At 44.1% G+C, this 18769-nt stretch carries 19 protein-coding genes, 2 pseudogenes and 1 riboswitch; of the genes and pseudogenes, 5 read left to right on the forward strand and 16 right to left on the reverse strand.

From position 1 onward, the window contains the following. Positions 1-24: 24 nt before the first annotated feature. Complete coding sequence (locus tag ACVX3G_RS17190) at positions 25-228, reverse strand: YbdD/YjiX family protein (protein ID WP_011230117.1); 204 nt, start codon at positions 226-228, stop codon at positions 25-27. Beyond that, entirely contained in the window at positions 221-2296 is a 2076-nt protein-coding gene (locus ACVX3G_RS17195) for a carbon starvation CstA family protein (protein WP_011230116.1), read from the reverse strand. Before ACVX3G_RS17195 ends, ACVX3G_RS17190 begins: the two co-directional genes overlap by 8 nt. Before the next feature lie 304 nt (positions 2297-2600). Between ACVX3G_RS17195 and ACVX3G_RS17200 the strand changes: the two are divergent. After that, a pseudogene (locus tag ACVX3G_RS17200) lies at positions 2601-3051 on the forward strand (hypothetical protein). Between the two features lie 39 nt (positions 3052-3090). Here the strand turns inward: ACVX3G_RS17200 and ACVX3G_RS17205 are convergent. The 13 genes and pseudogenes from ACVX3G_RS17205 to ACVX3G_RS17265 all read right to left on the reverse strand — a co-directional run bounded on the left by ACVX3G_RS17205 (position 3091) and on the right by ACVX3G_RS17265 (position 14344). Beyond that, on the reverse strand, positions 3091-3783 hold the full coding sequence (locus tag ACVX3G_RS17205) for a TerC family protein (RefSeq protein WP_011230114.1): 693 nt from the start codon (positions 3781-3783) through the stop codon (positions 3091-3093). A gap of 14 nt (positions 3784-3797) precedes the next feature. Continuing rightward, positions 3798-4070: a YkvA family protein gene (locus ACVX3G_RS17210; protein WP_011230113.1), complete on the reverse strand. Its 273-nt coding sequence runs from the start codon at positions 4068-4070 to the stop codon at positions 3798-3800. 332 nt (positions 4071-4402) lie between these two features. Continuing rightward, the gene (locus ACVX3G_RS17215) at positions 4403-4723 is read right to left on the reverse strand and encodes a DMT family transporter (RefSeq protein WP_011230112.1); all 321 of its coding nucleotides are present in this window, start codon (positions 4721-4723) and stop codon (positions 4403-4405) included. Between the two features lie 58 nt (positions 4724-4781). Then, positions 4782-4884: riboswitch (guanidine-I (ykkC/yxkD leader) on the reverse strand. A 108-nt stretch (positions 4885-4992) separates the two neighbouring features. Further along, positions 4993-5283: a hypothetical protein gene (locus ACVX3G_RS17220; protein ID WP_023634424.1), complete on the reverse strand. Its 291-nt coding sequence runs from the start codon at positions 5281-5283 to the stop codon at positions 4993-4995. An 88-nt stretch (positions 5284-5371) separates the two neighbouring features. Further along, positions 5372-5473, reverse strand: coding sequence for a cytochrome bd oxidase small subunit CydS family protein (gene cydS / locus ACVX3G_RS17225; protein ID WP_011230110.1), 102 nt, complete (start codon positions 5471-5473; stop codon positions 5372-5374). Further along, positions 5473-6501, reverse strand: coding sequence for a cytochrome d ubiquinol oxidase subunit II (locus ACVX3G_RS17230; RefSeq protein ID WP_011230109.1), 1029 nt, complete (start codon positions 6499-6501; stop codon positions 5473-5475). The genes cydS and ACVX3G_RS17230 overlap by 1 nt, the downstream gene beginning before the upstream one ends. Further along, entirely contained in the window at positions 6498-7844 is a 1347-nt protein-coding gene (locus ACVX3G_RS17235) for a cytochrome ubiquinol oxidase subunit I (protein ID WP_011230108.1), read from the reverse strand. The genes ACVX3G_RS17230 and ACVX3G_RS17235 overlap by 4 nt, the downstream gene beginning before the upstream one ends. A 285-nt stretch (positions 7845-8129) precedes the next feature. Then, a pseudogene (locus ACVX3G_RS17240) lies at positions 8130-8768 on the reverse strand (SpoVR family protein); the annotation flags it as partial. 47 nt (positions 8769-8815) lie between these two features. Beyond that, the gene (locus ACVX3G_RS17245) at positions 8816-9781 is read right to left on the reverse strand and encodes a Kiwa anti-phage protein KwaB-like domain-containing protein (protein ID WP_011230106.1); all 966 of its coding nucleotides are present in this window, start codon (positions 9779-9781) and stop codon (positions 8816-8818) included. Continuing rightward, the gene (locus ACVX3G_RS17250; protein WP_011230105.1) at positions 9774-10406 is read right to left on the reverse strand and encodes a hypothetical protein; all 633 of its coding nucleotides are present in this window, start codon (positions 10404-10406) and stop codon (positions 9774-9776) included. Before ACVX3G_RS17250 ends, ACVX3G_RS17245 begins: the two co-directional genes overlap by 8 nt. A gap of 758 nt (positions 10407-11164) precedes the next feature. Further along, on the reverse strand, positions 11165-12685 hold the full coding sequence (locus ACVX3G_RS17255) for a recombinase family protein (protein ID WP_011230104.1): 1521 nt from the start codon (positions 12683-12685) through the stop codon (positions 11165-11167). Beyond that, positions 12672-14183, reverse strand: a complete 1512-nt coding sequence (locus ACVX3G_RS17260) for a recombinase family protein (protein ID WP_011230103.1) — start codon at positions 14181-14183, stop codon at positions 12672-12674. Before ACVX3G_RS17260 ends, ACVX3G_RS17255 begins: the two co-directional genes overlap by 14 nt. Beyond that, on the reverse strand, positions 14180-14344 hold the full coding sequence (locus ACVX3G_RS17265) for a hypothetical protein (protein ID WP_011230102.1): 165 nt from the start codon (positions 14342-14344) through the stop codon (positions 14180-14182). The genes ACVX3G_RS17260 and ACVX3G_RS17265 overlap by 4 nt, the downstream gene beginning before the upstream one ends. Before the next feature lie 164 nt (positions 14345-14508). On the opposite strand from ACVX3G_RS17265, the gene ACVX3G_RS17270 reads away from it, so the two are divergent. Next, positions 14509-14856 (forward strand): helix-turn-helix domain-containing protein, encoded by a 348-nt coding sequence (locus ACVX3G_RS17270; protein ID WP_011230101.1) that lies wholly within the window; start codon positions 14509-14511, stop codon positions 14854-14856. Between the two features lie 87 nt (positions 14857-14943). Here the strand turns inward: ACVX3G_RS17270 and ACVX3G_RS17275 are convergent, their stop codons facing one another. After that, a complete protein-coding gene (locus tag ACVX3G_RS17275) occupies positions 14944-15186 on the reverse strand; it encodes a hypothetical protein (RefSeq protein ID WP_011230100.1) in 243 nt (80 codons plus the stop codon). A gap of 131 nt (positions 15187-15317) precedes the next feature. On the opposite strand from ACVX3G_RS17275, the gene ACVX3G_RS17280 reads away from it, so the two are divergent. The 3 genes from ACVX3G_RS17280 to ACVX3G_RS17290 all read left to right on the forward strand — a co-directional run bounded on the left by ACVX3G_RS17280 (position 15318) and on the right by ACVX3G_RS17290 (position 18345). Beyond that, complete coding sequence (locus tag ACVX3G_RS17280) at positions 15318-16772, forward strand: recombinase family protein (protein WP_011230099.1); 1455 nt, start codon at positions 15318-15320, stop codon at positions 16770-16772. A gap of 14 nt (positions 16773-16786) precedes the next feature. Continuing rightward, entirely contained in the window at positions 16787-16993 is a 207-nt protein-coding gene (locus ACVX3G_RS17285) for a hypothetical protein (protein ID WP_014194954.1), read from the forward strand. A 71-nt stretch (positions 16994-17064) separates the two neighbouring features. After that, a complete protein-coding gene (locus ACVX3G_RS17290) occupies positions 17065-18345 on the forward strand; it encodes an IS110 family RNA-guided transposase (RefSeq protein WP_012749092.1) in 1281 nt (426 codons plus the stop codon). Positions 18346-18769: the final 424 nt, after the last annotated feature.

Here is an 18769-nt window from a genome sequence, read left to right on the forward strand (position 1 = left end):
GCGCCCCTCCTTCCTTCCCGTTTGCTAGCAGCAACGCGACACTTTGCCGCCTTTAGCATTGTAGCGTGCCTCTTGCGCCTCGCAGAAAAACTCTTTCCGCGACTTAATCGGCTCGCCAGGATGATGGGTTTTCATATGCTCGACATATTTTTCATAGCTCGGCACACCGACAAGCAAGTCAAGAAACTGCCGGCGATAAGCCAAAACGTTTTGCAGCCATTTAGGCATAGTGCTTCGCTCCTTCTCCATCGCGCGGCACGTACGGCGCTTCCTTGAGCGGCACATGTTTGTTTTGCAATACTTTGATCCAAATGTTCAACGCCGAGATCAGCATCGCGATCACAACGAGCATGAAAATCGCGCACAATGTCGCATCAATGTAATCGTTCATAATAATTTGCCGCATTTGCGCCTCATTCGTTGCCGGCGCCAAAATTTTGCCTTGGCTCAAGCTGTCTTGGAACATTTTCGCATGCGACAAGAAACCAATTTTGACATTTTCGTGGAACAGTTTTTGATACCCGGCTGTCAGCGTGACGACCAAAAGCCATGTTGTCGGCACGAGCGTGACCCAAACATATGCCTTTTTGCCCATTTTAAATAGAACCGTCGTCGCAAACAACAAGGCGATGCCAGCCAACATTTGATTGGCGATGCCAAACAGCGGCCATAGCGTGTTGATGCCGCCGAGCGGGTCGACGACGCCTTGGTACAGGAAGTAACCCCACGCCAGTACGCAAAGGGTCGTAGCGATCAAGTTCGAGGCAAGCGAATCCGTTTTGCCGAGCGGTTTGTAAAACGTGCCCATAATGTCTTGGATCATGAAACGGCCGACGCGCGTGCCGGCGTCAATCGTCGTCAAGATGAACAGCGCTTCAAACAGGATGGCAAAGTGATACCAGAACGCCATAAGCGCCTTGCCGCCGATGACGCTCGATAAAATGTGCGCCATCCCGATCGCCAACGTCGGCGCCCCGCCCGTGCGTGACAACACCGTTTGTTCGCCGACGTCTTTCGCCAACTGCGCAAGCATATCCGGCGTGACGGTGAAGCCCCATGACGATACCACTTTTGCCGCCTGCGCCACATCGGTTCCGATGACAGCAGCCGGGCTGTTGATGGCAAAATACGCCCCTGGCGTCAAGACGCAAGCCGCCACCATCGCCATGACAGCGACGAACGACTCCATCAGCATCGCACCGTAGCCGATCGGCCGCGCATGGCTTTCAAGCTCAATCATCTTCGGCGTTGTGCCGGATGAAACGAGCGCGTGGAATCCAGACACCGCGCCGCAAGCGATCGTAATGAACAAGAACGGGAACAAGTTGCCTGCAAACACCGGCCCGGTGCCATCGATAAATTTCGTCACTGCCGGCATTTGCAAGTCCGGCATGACGACGAAAATGCCGAGCGCCAATCCGACAATCGTGCCGATTTTCAAGAACGTGCTCAAATAGTCGCGCGGCGCCAACAACAGCCATACCGGCAACGCCGAAGCGACAAAGCCATAAATGATCATTAAGATGGCGATCGTTTCCCCTTTTAGCGTAAACATCGCCGAGAGCGTCGGGTGCTCCGCGACATATTGCCCGACCACGATCGACAAAATCAACAGCACAAATCCCCCAAGCGACGCTTCAGCAACGCGCCCTGGACGGATGAAGCGCATGTAAATGCCCATCAAAATCGCAATCGGAATCGTCGCGGCGATCGTAAACATCCCCCACGGGCTTCCGACAAGCGCTTTCACGACAACGAGCGCCAATACGGCCAATAAAATAATCATAATGCCCAAAATGCCAAGCGCTGCGATAAAGCCCGTCACCGGACCCATTTCTTCCTTAATCATTTCGCCGAGCGACTTCCCGTTGCGGCGCATCGAAGCGAACAAAATGACAAAGTCTTGCACCGCTCCGCCGAGCACAACGCCGATCACAATCCAAAGCGTCCCAGGCAGATAGCCCATCTGCGCGGCCAAAATCGGTCCGACAAGCGGTCCCGCACCCGCAATAGCGGCAAAGTGATGGCCAAATAGCACCCATTTGTTCGTCGGAACATAGTCCTTCCCGTCATTGAACACTTCCGCTGGCGTTTTCCGGTTATCATCAAGACCAAACACTTTGCGGGCGATAAACCGGCTGTAAAACCGATAAGCGACCGCATACGTGCAGACGGCGGCGACGATAAGCCACATGGCGTTGACCGATTCGCCGCGGCTTAAAGCCAAAATGGCAAACGCTGCGGCCCCAAGGACGGAAATCAGGCCCCATAACAAAATCGATTTTAGCCCCTTCACACGGCTTCCCCCTTTATTTATTTGTCAAAATCCTTTACGTCACTATTATATTCATTATTCTGAAAAATTTAAAGTATTTTTTTATCTTCAGCTAACATATCGTTTGGTTCTATAGGAAAGTTTTCCTGCATTCCTATTGCAAAAAAGTATAAAACAAGTCTTTGGCGCAAAAAATGTAATTGCACCCATCGGCTTAACCAGCAACTGACCATGAAGCACCCATCGATTGTCTCCAGCTCCATCTGACGGTGCAACGGACAAAGCAACGATCAACTAATATTATCTCAGTAAAGGGTTCGAGAAGGTGAAAGCGATCGAAGCATTGTTATGGAGCATTGCTTTGCCTGGATTCGGGCAACTGTTGAACAAAAAGTATATAAAAGGAATTTTGTTTATTGCGTTGGAATTTGTGATTAACACCCAATCCCATTTCAATGAAGCCATCCGCCTCAGCTTTTTGGGACGTACGGATGAGGCCGCCCGCATTGTCGATATCGGATGGCTGATGTTTTATCCATGTTTATACTTTTTTGCCATGTGGGATGCGTTTAAAGACGCTGGCGGCGGGCAAACGCCGTACTCGTTTTTGCCGTTTGTCGTCTCCGCCTACTTTGTGACGGTCGGCTTGATGTACTCGTCGCACGTGACGATCGGCGGCGTGTGTTTTTGGACCGATTTGGCTGCCGATCTTATCTGTCATCCCCGGGCTCTCCATTGGATGGCTGCTGCAATTTCTGCTGCTGAAATGGAAATAGCCATCCGCTTGGTGATTGCCCAGCCACAAAAGCCGCCAATTATTCATTGGCGGCTTTCGGTTGCGGCTCTTTGGCGCTTTTTCGTTTTTTCATCGTTCCCACTGCAATGACCGCAGCGACAACAAGCAACTCAAATCCATACTTCACAACAGGATTGGCAAAATACGCCTTTAAAAGCGGCTCATCGACGATCATTTTCGCCGCCGTCCAGGCGAGGACACCGGCGCCGATCGTAATAATGATTGGGAAGCGCTCGATCCATTTTAAAATGAGCGTGCTGCCCCACACCATGATCGGAACGGAAATGAGCAACCCAAGAACGACGAGGAGAAAGTTTCCGTGCGCGGCGCCGGCGACCGCCAATACGTTGTCAAGCCCCATCAACGCATCGGCAATAATGATCGTGCGAATCGCCTCCCATAAATTTCCCCCGGCTTCAACATCGTCGTGGCCCTTCCCCTCAACAAGCAGCTTATAGGCGATCCAGACAAGCAGCACGCCGCCGACAAGCAAAAGCCCTGGGATTTTCAGCAGCCAGACGACGAAGATCGTCGCCAACGCCCGGATGACGACAGCGCCTACCGTCCCCCAGACAACGGCCTTTTTTTGCTGGTATTTGGGCAAGTTGCGGGCCGCCAATCCAATCACAATGGCGTTATCCCCTGCCAGCAAAAGATCAATAATGACGATCGACAGCAACGCCGTCCAAAACTCTACTGACAACAGATCCATGGAAGAATCCCCCTTTACAAGTTATATTTTTCTTTTAATGAAACCGGGGCCATCTTAATGACTTGTTGCAAAATAAATAGGAAGACGGCCAAATCATCGATCAAACCAAACAACGCAAGCCAATCCGGAATGAGGTCAAGCGGCAGCGCTATATACAAAAGCAGCAAACCGACGGAAAACAATTTTTTTCGCATTGGCACTTCATGAGAAACGAAAAATTCAAACAAAAACGGTAGAAAACGCCGGACATGGACGATGAAGCGAAGCCGTTTCCACCATTTACGCATGCCATCCCCTCCACTTTTTGTTCTTTTGAAACCGAACCTATCTTCCTTTACGATTATCTTCCCCCCTTTTGTTTCATGAAATGAAAGAAGGCCCTTACCATCTTTGGTAAAGGCCTCCATAAATAAAATAGACCTTTACCAACATCGGTAAAGGTCTCGCTAACAACGTCGCCGTTGCCAACAAAGCCGAGGGCATGCGCCCTGAACTGACGACTTTGCTGTTAAAGCTACTCCCCTTTAACAAAAGAAACTATATTCGTTTTTATATTTTCATGATATTCAATATTTATACCTGTTGTCAACTCTTTTTCTTGACAAGAAATGAATCCAATTTATTGCCCCGCCGTAAACTTCAAACCAATGACTCCGACAAGAATGCAAAGCAAAAACGCCACACGCGGCGCGTTGACTGGCTCGTTTAAAAACAACATGCCGACCAAGGCCGCGCCGAGCGCTCCGATTCCCGTCCACACCGCATAGGCGGTGCCGATCGGCAACGTTTTTATCGCCAGTGATAAAAAGTAAAAGCTCGCCGCCATCCCCGCAATCGTCACAACAGAAGGCCAAAAGCGGGCAAACCCGTTCGTATATTTCAGCGCGATCGCCCATACAACTTCGAACAAACCAGCAACTATTAAATAAACCCACGCCATGCCCCGTCCTCCCTTTTTAGCGAAAATAAAAAAGCCGCGAGAACGATCGAAACGATGCTCCTCCCGGGCTTTTGTCCCTCCGTGCACGCGGCGATGCCGCGCGTTTTCTCTCGGTCGCAGGCCGGCCGCAAAGCAGCCGCGGAACCCTAGAAAACCTTTTTCTTCTTTTTTTCCGCTGTTATTGTACCATGTTTGTGGCCAATCGGCTACTGATTTAACCATCGTGCCGCTGGCATAGCAAGAAAGCAGATGGGACATTCCCATCTGCTTTATACCGGATCGTTATCAACATCGCTGTACGATTCAATCGCTTGATCGAGCGCCCGGTAGGCCTCAGCGAAAGCGTTTGTCGCCGATTCATCTCCCGCCTCGGCCAGCTCCATTCGCGCATTGCGCGCGTGAGTCACCGCACGGATGACATCTTCGATCATTTGCCGTTTATCCCTGGCGCTCGCTTTTAACCGTTCAAGCTCATGAATCGCCCCATCAAGACTCGTCGAGCGCGGTTCGTCAAACGATTGTTCCAGCTGCTCTTTCACACGCTCCAATATTTCTTTCATCATCGCCCATCCTTTCTCTATTCGTTGTCATCCGCTAGTGTGGGCGATTGGCGGCAAACTATGCATTACCAAGACGCTGAAATTGTGTCTACTCATTTACGTGCACATCTTTCAAACCAGCCCAAAACGCGGCGATGATCGACAGGGCGACGATGATCATCGGCGCATACATGATCAAAAATGTTTGCATTATCCTTTTCCCCCTTCCCATTTTCCTTTAACGTACGCCTTGTTAAACAAAAAGAGGCGCATAAGCAAATAAAGTGACGGAATTAATAACAGGAGGCCGGCAATAAACGCGACGATCAACGCCATAGCCATCGTCTCATTCGTAAACCCGTCATAAATCGTCAAATACGGGTATAACAAATACGGATAATGTGAAATGCCATAGGCGTAAAAGGCGAACGCATATTGAAACAACAGCGCAATAAACGCCCAGCCGAACCGCCGCTGCCGCCAAAGCAGCCAAACGGTAATGACAAAAAACAAAAAGGAAATGACCAGCATCCACGCCACATTCCATAGGTTGGCGTAATGCTCGGGATTATGGTAGCGGAGCTGGTAAATAATGAGCAGCGCTGACAACATCGTCGGCCCGCTCCAAAGAAGAGCGTAGCGGCGCAACAGCGCCCGCGCCCGTTCATCCTTGGCCTCGTCCGCATAGTACGTTAAGAAAACGGCAGAAATGTAAAGAACGCTCGTCACACTGAGCAGCACAATGCTCCATGACAACGGGCTTGCAAACAGCTTCCCATAATCCAGCGCAACGCCTGAGGCGCCTGCCTCCACAAACCCGCCTTCGGAAATCGTCAACACGATGGACAGGGAGGCCGGAATAAACAACCCCGTCAATCCATAAGCGATTAAATACCAGTTCCGTTCCGTCCCCCCATACGTATGAAACGCATAGTACGAGCCGCGAATAGCTAACAAAATGATGGAGATGCTCGCCGGGACAAGCAAAATAGAACCGTAATAATACGCCGTTTTCGGAAAAAAGCCGACAATGCCGACAAAGAAAAAGACAAGAAAGACGTTCGTCACTTCCCATACAGGGGAAAGATAGCGCTGAATGATGCGGTGCAAAATATGCTGTTTGTTTGCCCAATGGCTATAGGCGCTGAAAAACCCAGCCCCGAAATCAATCGAGGCAACGATAATGTACCCGAACAAAAACAGCCATAACACCGAAATGCCAATGACTTCGAGCGTCATGGCGCCACCTCCCCGTTATTGGCCCGCTCTGCCAGCTCCCGTTCAACCGGGTTGCGGCGGAACATACGGATGAGCACTGTTGCGCTCGCAATTACTAACACCATATACAAAAGGCAAAACAACACAAGCATCGTATCCACATGCGCCGACGATGTCGCTCCTTCCGCCGTTTTCATATAGCCGCGCAAAATCCACGGCTGCCGCCCGACTTCCGCTAAGTACCATCCCGCCTCAATCGCAGCCATCGCCAGCGGCCCTCCCGCCACCAGCAGTCCAAAAAACCACTTTTTCGCCGTCCACTTCCAGCGGAAAATCGATCCGAGCCAATACGCGGCTGCGACAACCATTAAAAACACCCCGATCGTGACCATCACATCGAATAAGTAATGAATGTACAGTGGTGGGCGTTCATCTTCCGGAACTTCGTTCAGTCCGGTCACAACCGCAGCGGGATGGTTATGGGCCAAAATGCTAAGGGCATATGGAATTTCCAAGGCATATTTCACTTCCCCGTCTTCTTGGAGCGCGCCGAACAGGATCAACGGTGCATGGGAGCTCGTTTCAAAATGCCATTCAGCGGCCGCCAGCTTTTCTGGCTGGTATTCGGCTAAAAATTTGCCCGATAAGTCGCCAATCAATGCACTGGCTACCGAAAAAATAAAAGCTGTTTTCATCATTAAATGAAGTGCCTTGCGATGATAAATGTGACGATTGCCTTTCCATAAATGCCAAGCGGCGATCGAAGCAAGCACGAATGCTGACGTCATATACGAAGTCGCCAGCACATGGGCGACTTTCGTCGGCATCGCTGGGTTGAACATAGCCGCGATTGGATCGATGTTGACAAGCTCGCCGTTTTTAAATTCAAACCCTTGCGGCGTATTCATAAACGCGTTCACCATCGTAATAAACATGGCTGATGCTGAAGACCCAATTGCCACCGGGATAAGCAAAAGCAAATGTTTTTTCTGATTTTCGAACCGATCCCATGTATACAAATAAATGCCGAGGAAAATGGCTTCAAAAAAGAAGGCGAACGTCTCCATGAACAGCGGCAAGCTGATCACTTGGCCAGCCAGCTGCATAAAGTTCGGCCATAAAAGCGACAGCTGCAAGCCGATCGCTGTTCCTGTCACCACGCCGACCGCTACGGTGATGACAAAACCGCGCGTCCAGCGGCGAGCGAGTAAGATGTAATGCATATCATTTTTGCGAATCCCAACCCACTGAGCAATGGCGATCATCAGTGGAATCCCGACGCCGATCGTGGCATAAATGATGTGGACCGTCAGCGTCAATCCCGTCAAAATACGGCTAAGCAGCACCGGATCGTAACCGTTCACGATTCATCCCCCCTTATGAAAACAAGCGGCCAATCAAGGAAAGCAAGACAACAGCCGCAACAGCAAAGCTAACGAACACAAGCGTTTTTTCATGCCGCTTCCACATATCCATCCCCCCGGGCGAACAAACAGTGGTGAAGAATTTGTGACAACCATCACAAATTATCCACTTCATATTATTTCATAAAATCGGGGACGCTATCCGGCATGATTTCGAATAATTTGTGTCATTTTTCACATATTCATCGTGACAAACAAAAAAAGCAGGAGATCCCTGCCCTTATGTTATAAATATTTCCGATGCACCGTTTTCCCGTCATACGTAAACAACATCGGCTTTTCCTCGACGACCGTCTCCATATGGACCGGACGGCCCCACAACTGATAAATGTATGGGAGCACTTTTTCTAAATACTTCAGATCGAGTTCGATTCCTTCATACCAATGCTTCAAATACAACTCTCCGTTGCGCATATAATCGCCGTCATTGACCGTGATATACGGGAATCCGCCGTTTACCCGCATGCTGACGAGTTGGTCGCGGATATGCTCCCAGTTTTTGTCGACGATTTTATATTCTTTCCCCTGTTTTTGGAACAAATACATATCTTCGCGCATGACGAGCTCTTTCGTTAAATAGTTGCGCAAAAACGAAATGTCGGATTCGAGTTCGCGCACTTCAAAAATTTTCGCCCTCCCCGACCCCGGCTTGACGCCGTATTTTTTCATCTCCTCAGTCGGGTTGTTCCACCGCTCTTCAATGTCTTCAAAAATTTTCAGTCCTAAATAATACGGATTGATGCCAGTGCGCGACGGTTGCACGACGTTGGCGTTCAGTTTCGCAAATTCAATCGCCTCATCGCTCGTCAAATCCATCTCGCGCAAAATGCGCTGATGCCAATACGTCGCCCAGCCTTCGTTTATCTAAGATGCTTATTTTATTCCAACACTGACACAACAAAACACAGTAATTATTGTATACGCATTTTATTGATAGCTCGGTATTTATCATCAGTAATTAAAGAGGAAACAAAATTGTCTAATATTACATCAATAACCAATCGCGCTTCTTCTTTTGTGGTACAGACTATCCTGCCTTGCTCATCTAATTGCAAATTAATCATGCCAGTATTTATCAATTCCTCAATACGCTCTCTTTTTATGCGTTCCAACCCATAATCAGCTGCCTTAGCTAGCTTCTTTTGAAGACTTATCTGAGACTGAACAAATTGTAAAAAGTTAGAATCATCTGAAACAATCCCTTTTTCCATTATCTGTTCGACTATTTCATCTGCTGCTTGTCTAAATCTTTCATAATATCTAAACAAAGATAAAATTTTATTTTCATTGTACAATAGAACATTATTACCAATTATAATTCCGTCCCATTGATCGTCTAAAAAAAGCTTCTTGTCTCTTTCTTGGGAGATCTGATAATCACCTCTATCCACAACTTCAAGTATTTTACGTTTTTTTAGAAATACACTTTCGTTTATTATTTTTAAAAAATAAACCTTCATTTCATCATCAATTTCAAGTTTCGCTAATAACACTTTAGGTTTAAAATCATCTCTATTTATTAAAGTCCTTGCATCATTTTCAACTTGCTCATTATTTATACGCTGAGTCCATAAATAAAGTTGATTTAAATTATTTATTTCAATATATCTTTTTATTGTCTCGCTTTCTTCGTCAACTTCTCTAATATTTAATACTTGATAATTTTCTGTTACATCCTCTAGCAAAGCCTTTGTGGTTCCCAACAACCAATCTTGTACTGATTGGTCGATTGGAATTTCTTTTGGATCACAATCATCATAAACAGATTGTGTTCCTTCTCTTAGTACAGAACCTACTATAAATAACTGGTAAACGTAATCATTGTTATGTTCCATTTCATTAATTTTTTCTTTTACATAAATCAATTCATCATTCATTTTGTTGCCCCCTACTCCCATCGATTAATACTGTTTCTTTATCTCTAATAAAACGATAACAAATTATTTTTTTACCTAAGCATTCCTCGAATTTATCATTTTTAGAAATAAGGAGTGCTTCACCTAAATCTGTTTCGATAGCGTATATTCTTAATTTTAGAGCTGCCATAACTGGATTGACATAAAGTAAATCTGAATACATCGATAACCAGAATATTAAAAGAATAAGAACAAATAAAACTATTATATCCCTAAAATTATCCATATCTAGACTAATCAGCGGTAAAACATAAGTAACAAGGTAAACTAATATATCCCTATCCCTAGGTTGTATTTTCTTAATGGTATATTTTTTCTGTCCAATCCTTTTTTTCTCTGTGGTTCTTAATTCAAACAATATAAACAATATCGATAATAATGAAATTACCAGCAGCAAAGTTGATATAAGTCCCATTACTCCATTTAATGTTTTAATCTCTAACAGAAACAATATATCGATAAACCTCCAATATTTAATACAATAAACAAGGAATTCATAATTAAAAAATTTTATAAACAGTACCAAAAATAAAGGAAAATAAGACATAAAAAGAAATAATAAACGAAACCAAAATGGAATTAACAATTAAACCTCCCCCAATTGGCAGATACCACCAATATTTTAACGAATAAATTACCTTTATTTCAACAAAAACCCATTTAGTATTCTGATTCTTTTTAATATAAAACCTTCATATCCCTCAACTACCTCCTTGCCGAACTGCAAATCCTTGGATTTTCCTTGTTACTACTCCAAAACCGAACAATTTTGCTTGTTCGCCTAATCTAATTTTGAATCAAGGTAAATTTATGATCATAACATTAGTGATGTAACTTTACTTTAGTCGCTAAAAAACAAGGAAGTTCTCTCCTCCTTGTTTAAAGTTGTAATGAGAATAGAATTAGATCTTGTTGTTTAGTTTCGATTTCTTTTTCTAATTCTCATTATTCTGTTTTAAGCATTGACACGGTATTGCACTAACATATTCTTCAACACAGTTGGTCTAATCATCTTTGACATTGGATCGATAAGATGTAACAGTAATACTTAACCAACCTAATTACCGAGTTTCCAAATCTCCTCTATCCAAATAACCGAGAACTGTTAAAAAAGGACTTCCTTGTCCATAATAAAATTAGGACAAACCCCAGCTTGTCCCTTGAAATCAAAGGTTTTTCTTGAATTTCAGTCGTATCAATATCGGTAATTTGGGGCTGATCGCGATCGGGTCCTACCCTTAATTACCGAGAAAAATTGCTTTACCTACCAATATATGCACCTAATCACCGAGATATGTTATTACATAAATAAAAAAATCTCCTGCAAATGAGGAGATTTTTGTATCATTTATCATCTAAATTGAAACGTAGTTTACATTGCAAATGTCCTTTTTTATTAACCATAATTTCTTCAAATAAATACAGGAACAACGCTCGCATATCTTCATTGCAGCTAGAGACAGGAGCCTGAAATTGTTTTAAATGATCTCTAATTAAATTTTCATTTTTTTGAACCTCTTCTAAGAATTTTATTTTTGCCTCTTTTTCCTCAATCCAACGTTCAATTTGATGAACTTTGTTTAGGATTCGATCTTTTGTAATGATCAATATTTTGATGTGAGGTTCCTTTTCTTCCTTCCTTTTAAAGGCTTTTTCAATTTCAATATCGCAAAGCTGGAGTTTTCGTTTTTCTGTTTGCCATGACACTTTTAAATCCTCAATACTTTTCTTGATGTTGCTAATTTCTGTTTCCACTTTTTCCTGAACAGCCGAGATCAGTTTCTCTGTATCTACACCTTGATAACTTCTGAATACTTTTAATACCGTTTGATGTGCATCATCTGCATCTATTTTATAATTGCATGATTTGCATAAATACACTTTCTTTCCATATACTTTTCCCTGGTTGCTCGTCGTTCGCTGATCTTTTCCAATTAACCCCCCATTACAATTTTGGCACTTTAACAAACCTGTTAACAGAAAAGATGTTTTAAAGTGTTTCGGTGGAATTTTTCTCTCGTTCTTTGTTTTGTATAGATTCCAGCAATATTCCCATTCTTCAATCGTTAAAACCGCCGGAATAAGTGGACTTTTTTTCATTATCCACTCACTTCTGTCTTTTAACGCATTGTGTTTCTTTTCGTGCTTTCTTCTGATCGCGATATAACCTGCATAAAAGGGATTCGTAATGATGTTTTTTACACGGTCCTTAGTCCATGCTTTTCCACGATAACTGTTTTCAGGAAGCTGTCTGGCAATAGATGAAAAACCATGATGATTTTTATATAACTCAAACACTTTTTTCACCAATTCTATTTCAGCTTCCACTATATCAAACTTTTCAGTTCCTCCTTCCTTTTTGGAAGTATACTGATACCCAAACGGAGCCCTGCCACCTGTCCATCGTCCATTTTTCGCCAACGTTTCAATTGCATTTTTTGTATTGATCCGGATTTTATCCAGCTCATATTTGGCTATTCCATCTTTAATCGCTCTAAAAATAGTGTCGCCAAAATCATATAAACTTTCTGTTTCACTTTCGATGATTGGGATATCTAATATATGCATCGTTGCGCGTATCAGATCATGTTCTTCAGGTATGCGTGCAATACGGGAATGTGAGTAGATAATAACGAAGTCAAATTTCTTTTCATAAGCTGCAGCAATCAATCGCTTATATCCTTCACGATCTTTTTTTCGTGAAGACACTCCCTCGTCCAGAATTTCCTCCACAATTGTACACTGATATTTTTCGGCTAAATCATAGGCGCTACGACGCTGTGTTTCCATTGTCTGCTTATGCGTGGAATGCCGACCATAAAAAACCCCCTTCATGCCGGGTGTCAAAATCTTAGATAAGTCCAATTTCTTCCCTTCCCTCCAATCCTGTAAATAATGGATGACGGAAAATAATTTCAATTTTCTCTTTACTGACCCGAACACGAGAGATAATGTCCTGCAGCAATTCTATTTTTTGATCGTCTTCCATGTCCGGATCAATCATTTTCAACGATGATTCCTGTTTCCAATCATGTATCGTCTTAAACTTTTCGTTCATTTCGAAAATCCTGGATTCTAATTCGGATTTAACAAACAAGCTTTGTTCATATTTCTTTAACATCTGTAACATCGACTTGTTTAATTGAAGTTCTTCTTCCTTTGCCAGAGCATGCTCCACTCTCTGTACCATACTTTCCTCTAACTGTTTCAGTTCACGGTCAATTTGCTTAATGGCTTCGATATATCCCTTCGTTTCTCCCTTGTATATTTTCTCAATAACCTCCGCAAATTGCGTATGAATAATTTGGTTAAAGAACTCATTCGCATGTTCAATAACTGTGTTTTCTAACCAATCTTTTGATGCTCGCACTTTGGAATGTTTTTTACATTTATACACTAAAAACGTTTTACCCTTTAATTGATGTGGCTTGCCATGCATTACTTGATTACATTCATCACAATAAACAAGCTCTTTTAATAAAAATACATGGTTTTCATTTTGATTTTCTTTTGATTTTTTGCGTCTCTTTACAACCTTACTCATTTTCTTTTGAACGTTTTCCCATACTGTTTCATCGACAATCTTAAGATGCGGCACATCTTTTTCAATTTCTTCTCCCTTTATGTGAGATATTCTTTTTCCTTTGTAAATAGGGTTTGTAAGAACGTTTTGCATATTAGAATAGTTCCATTCCTTATTATCTTTAAAGCGCAGTCCCAATTCGTTTACTATCTCTACAAATTTTGTGAGGGAGCTAAAATCTTTTTGCAAAAATAAATCATAAACGTTTTGGATTGTCTTTACTTCCTCTTCAACTAAAATCCAATCAGACTCCTCCTTATCCTCTTCAAGATCCTCTCGGGGTGATCGATACCCAAATGGAATACGTCCCCCAGCATGTTTTCCTTCTCTTGCTACAGTTACTTTAGAATCTTGCAATTTTTGAACCAATTTTTCAGCATCTTCCTGGTTCATGGCGGCGACAATCCGTTCAATTAATTCAGCCTCCGCCGTATACATCATAGGAAATTCAAAGTCCGCTGCGAAAATGACATTTACCTTATGCTGCCTTAGTAAATCATATAAACTCATATACTGTTGTACATTTCGTGCCAAGCGGCAACGGCTGTACACAATTAAATTTTTTACGCGCCCCTTTTTTATTTCCTCGATTAGCTGCGCCATGCCCTTTCTCTCTTCCATTTTCTTTTTTCTGGCGGACGTTTCTCGATCCATAAACTCATCATCGATCAATAAACGGTTTTTTGCTGCTACCTCATGCACATGCTGCATTTGCATTTCAATGGATAACTTCTGCTTTTCTTTGCTAATCGAGTTGCGGTAGTAAGCAACCGTTTTCAATCATCCAACACCTCCGAGTCCCTTTTCGTTTCTTGCCTGTTCTGTATTTGCTTCAAAATAATATCTGTGTACAAGTCAAACCACTTTTCAGCTGCCTCTGGATCATGAACATATTGAATAGAAACGACTTGGCAAGTTACTTTTGGGATTTTTCTTTTCATTTCTATCTCTCCTCAAAAAATTTATGATGTTTTTCTAAAACTTAAGCTTACAAACAGGATTTTTTTGGATGAATGTTGAAATACAATAAAGCCTTTGTTTCTAACCAAACCTGTATTTCTTTGAAAATACATGCGTCTAGCCATTTTTATGGAGGAATTCGAATATGTTGCAACATATAGGAGAACGAATTCGTGTGCTAAGAAAACAAAAAGGAATCAGTTTAAATGCTTTCGCTGAACGGTTAAATGTTTCTCCCGCTTATCTCAGCAATTTAGAAACGGGTAAAACAGATACCATTCAGCTTTCACTTCTCGAAAAACTTCAAGAAGAACTCTCACTCCTTCCTGTTGAAACAACACATTCCAGTGATAGCGAATTCGATATTCGGATCCAGCATGTCATGAAACAACTAAAGGAATTGGAACAAAAGCACCCTGAAGTCGCTGATTACCTCCTTTCCACACTGGAACGAGGAGTTCATTTGTTTTTAAATGAAAACTCCACTCGCTAATTTTATGATAAACAAATTTTGGGAATTTTATTCACTATAATAAACATATGTTTATAATCATGAATAAAATTAACAAAAAAGGAGAGCCTAACCATCGATCGGTTGGCTCTCTTTTTGTTGGAAGGCAACTTGAATCTGTTTGGCTTGTTCCTGACCGATTTCTTTATGCAATAGGTGATGAATTGCGCTTCCCTTAAACTTCTGTTCCCATGCAACCATTTTTTCTTGGATCATTTGAGCAACGGGGTGGCTATGAAGATCGTGGATGTCGTCAAATGAAAATTTTCCTAAACTGCTATTTACGGAGAAGCGAACTTTCACATCTTCCATCGTATTCCCCCTTTGCTCATACATATGCAGAAAGTGAGGTGGGACAACCCTGCAAATCGCCCAAACTCATTGTTTGGTTCATCCACACATATATATGGGATATGGGACAAACAGTGTTGGAGGCAATCTGTATGAAAGACACTTTTCAAGAAAGATCGATTGCTTTATATTGCCGCGTTTCTACGGACGAACAAGCTCGGGAAGGGATTTCGCTCGATGAACAACAAGAACGGCTAAAAGCTTATTGCCGAGCCATGGGATGGAGTGAAGAACCTCTACTTTTTATAGATGACGGTTATTCTGCTAAGAATCTTGATCGTCCGGAATTAAATCGTTTATTAAAGGAAGTAAAAAAGGGGACGATTTCCAAAATATTAGTCACGAAATTGGACCGTTTGAGCCGACGACTATTGGATCTTTTGAAATTAATTGATATGTTCCAGGAGCATAACGTTTCATTTATTTCGATTAGTGAATCGTTTGACACCAATACTCCATCCGGTCGTCTCACCTTACAGGTTTTAGGTGCGGTTGCTGAGTTTGAACGAGAACGAATTCGGGAACGTGTTTTTGAAAACATGCTGCACGCAGCCAGACAAGGAAAATGGTTAACACAAAGCCCTTACGGTTATCGGTTACAGAATAAAGAGTTGGTTATTTATGAACCGGAAGCACAAATCGTTCGAAACGTTTATGATTGGTACCTTAATAAAGGGCTCGGCTACTATGCGATTGCTAAAAAGCTAAATGAAGAAGGAATACCTTCTCGTCAGAAAAAAGAATGGTCGATTCGGGCTATTAAACTAATGCTTACGAATCCCGTATATAAAGGAACCCTGTTTTGGAACCGCATGGATTCCAGTAAATCGAAGCGGGTAAAAAAAGATGACGCTGATTGGGTTGTCCTTGAAGACGCTTGTCCAGCTATTATTGATCAAGCTACATGGGAACAAGTACAAAAAAGAGTAAATAAAAAACAAATGGCACCTCGAGCACAGACAAGTCCGCATTTGCTTGGTGGACTATTAAAATGCGGCAGATGTGGTTCAGGAATGAGCATTGGTTGGTCAGGTTCAGCGAAAAATCGCTATCGCGTTTACCGTTGTTCCGCTAACAAAAACAAAGGAACGTGTACAAGCAAACAGTACCGCGCTGACGATGTGGAATCATGGTTTAAACATGGGTTATTAAAGTTAGCCGATTCGATTAACTCCCAAATGATTCCTCATCTTATTCAAAAGGCTGCTGAAAACGAAGAGAGCACAATCGAGCAAAAAATTCGAACCGCTAAAAACCGTTATAAACGAAAAGTGGAAGCGTACACTGCAGGACTCATTGAATTAGAAGATTTAAATGAAGAAAAAAAGCGGATGGAACAAATCATTGCAGAAGTTCAAAAAACGGAAAATGCTTCTTCGGTGGATGTAAAAAAGCTTGAGGCAATGGTGAAAGAAAAAATGAACAATGTGATCGATGCAATCGATGTTTTACCAGTCCCGGAAGCAAAATCATTAATTAAAACGATTGTTGAAAAAGTGATTTTACTTGATGAAAAGGATATTGAAATCGTATTAAACATTCAGTAAATGGAGTTGACAGCATGAAACCGATCACCTTACGCCAATTGCTCGATACTAATCAATTTCAGAATCTGCTTCATCTAAAAAAAGAACTGATCTCTTACAAAAATTCGGGTGTCATTTTTTATAAAGAAGTGATGAGTTCGCTTGAAATCGACACGCCATTCGAGTTGTATTTTGTGTTGTCAAAAGGAGCATTCCCGTTAGGAGCTTTTCCGGGGACTTGATCAAAAAAAGCCCTCTTGGTATGATGCAGGGGTGTCAACCACATCACTCACCATACCAAGGAGGACTTCAGATGAATTGTACACAAAACTATAAAATTGATCAAGTAACCGAACAAACGCTTGTCGTGGGTATTGATATCGCGAAACGAACCCACTACGCCTGCTTCGTGGATGACCGGGGGCGCGTGCTTCGCAAATCGTTCCCGATCTTCCAGTCGAAAGAGGGGTTTCAACAGCTGTATAAAGCGATTCAGGGGGCGATGCAAGCGTTCGGGAAGTCAGAGGTGATCGTCGCCGTGGAGCCGACCGGGCACTACTGGTTGAACCTGGCCTACTTCCTCGAGGAGCACGGGATCCCGTTGGTCATGGTCAACCCGGCGCATGTGTGCCGGTCGAAAGAACTTGATGACAACCTGCCGACGAAACACGACGCCAAAGACGCCCTGGTCATTGCCAGACTGGCAAAAGACGGACGATTCCTCGTTCCCCGGCTGCTGCACGAGATTGAAGCCGATTTGCGCGTGGGGAGCACGCTCAAAGAGAAGCTCCGCAAGGAACAGACGGCGGTGAAAAACGCGATCGTCCGCTGGACGGATCGGTATTTTCCAGAGTTTTGGACCGTGTTTCGTGACTTGGGGAAAACGGCGCTTTCGGTGTTGGAGTGGACGCCGCTTCCGGCTGATATGGCCGGCCGGACGGTGGAGGAGCTTCTTGAGGTGTACCGGCAAAGCGAAGGGATGAAATGCCCGCAGAAGGCCAAAATTCAGGCGTTGATCAACACCGCGAAGGACTCGATTGGGGTGACGGAAGGGACAGCGATGGCCCGGTTTGAGATCGCCGCGCTCGTCCGCCGATACCGCCAATTGGAGGCGGAGATCGCTGCACTGGACGCCGAGTTGAAGGCATTGGTTCAAACGACGATGGAGTACCAATGGTTGAAAACGGTCGACGGGTTGGGAGACGCCACGATCATCGATCTGCTGGCGGAGATCGGCAGCTTCGCCCATTATCGGGACCCGCGCCAATTGGTGAAGTTGGCGGGCCTGACGCTCAAGGAGAACTCCTCCGGCCAGCGCAAAGGGCAAAAGCACATCTCCAAACGGGGACGGAAACGGTTGCGCTCGGTGCTGTTTCGGGCGATGATTCCGCTGATTCGGCATAACGAGGCGTTTCGCGAGCTGCATGAGTATTATACGACCCGATCCGTCAATCCGCTGACCGGAAAGCAGTCCATCGTCGCCTTGTGCCGGAAGCTGTTGAATGTGCTGTTTGCGATTTGTACGAAGAAACAAGCGTTTGACGCGGAGCGAATGAAACAGGACGTCTTGTCCCAGGTGCAACGGGCGGCCTAAGGCCTCCCCCCTGCGAACGGAAGAATCGTTGGACAACGAGATGACACCGGAGAAGCTGGCGTGATTTCATCCATTCGACCTTGAGTCCCTAAAGGAGCTTGGCCGGCCTCCGCCTGATGACGAGACCGAACGAGGGAATGTTGGCGCGAAGACGCCCGGAGACATGGGAGGGTTCGTCCTCATCAGCGACGCGGAGATCCAAAGGGTGCATCGAATATGCTTCCCCCCGCGGCAGGAAAATATAACCAGCCGTGGCCGCGAAGCGCACCCTAGGTCTGTAAGATATCCACAAAACTGAAAAAGGATGTAAGGGATTTTGTCGAAAAATATTTTTTGGACACCCCTGAGAGGCCGAAAAGCCTTGATAGATCAACATTTCTAGAGGGAGGAATTGAATACGAGAACGCATTCCCGATGCCAATTA

The organism is Geobacillus sp. PLS 41 (assembly GCF_056494105.1).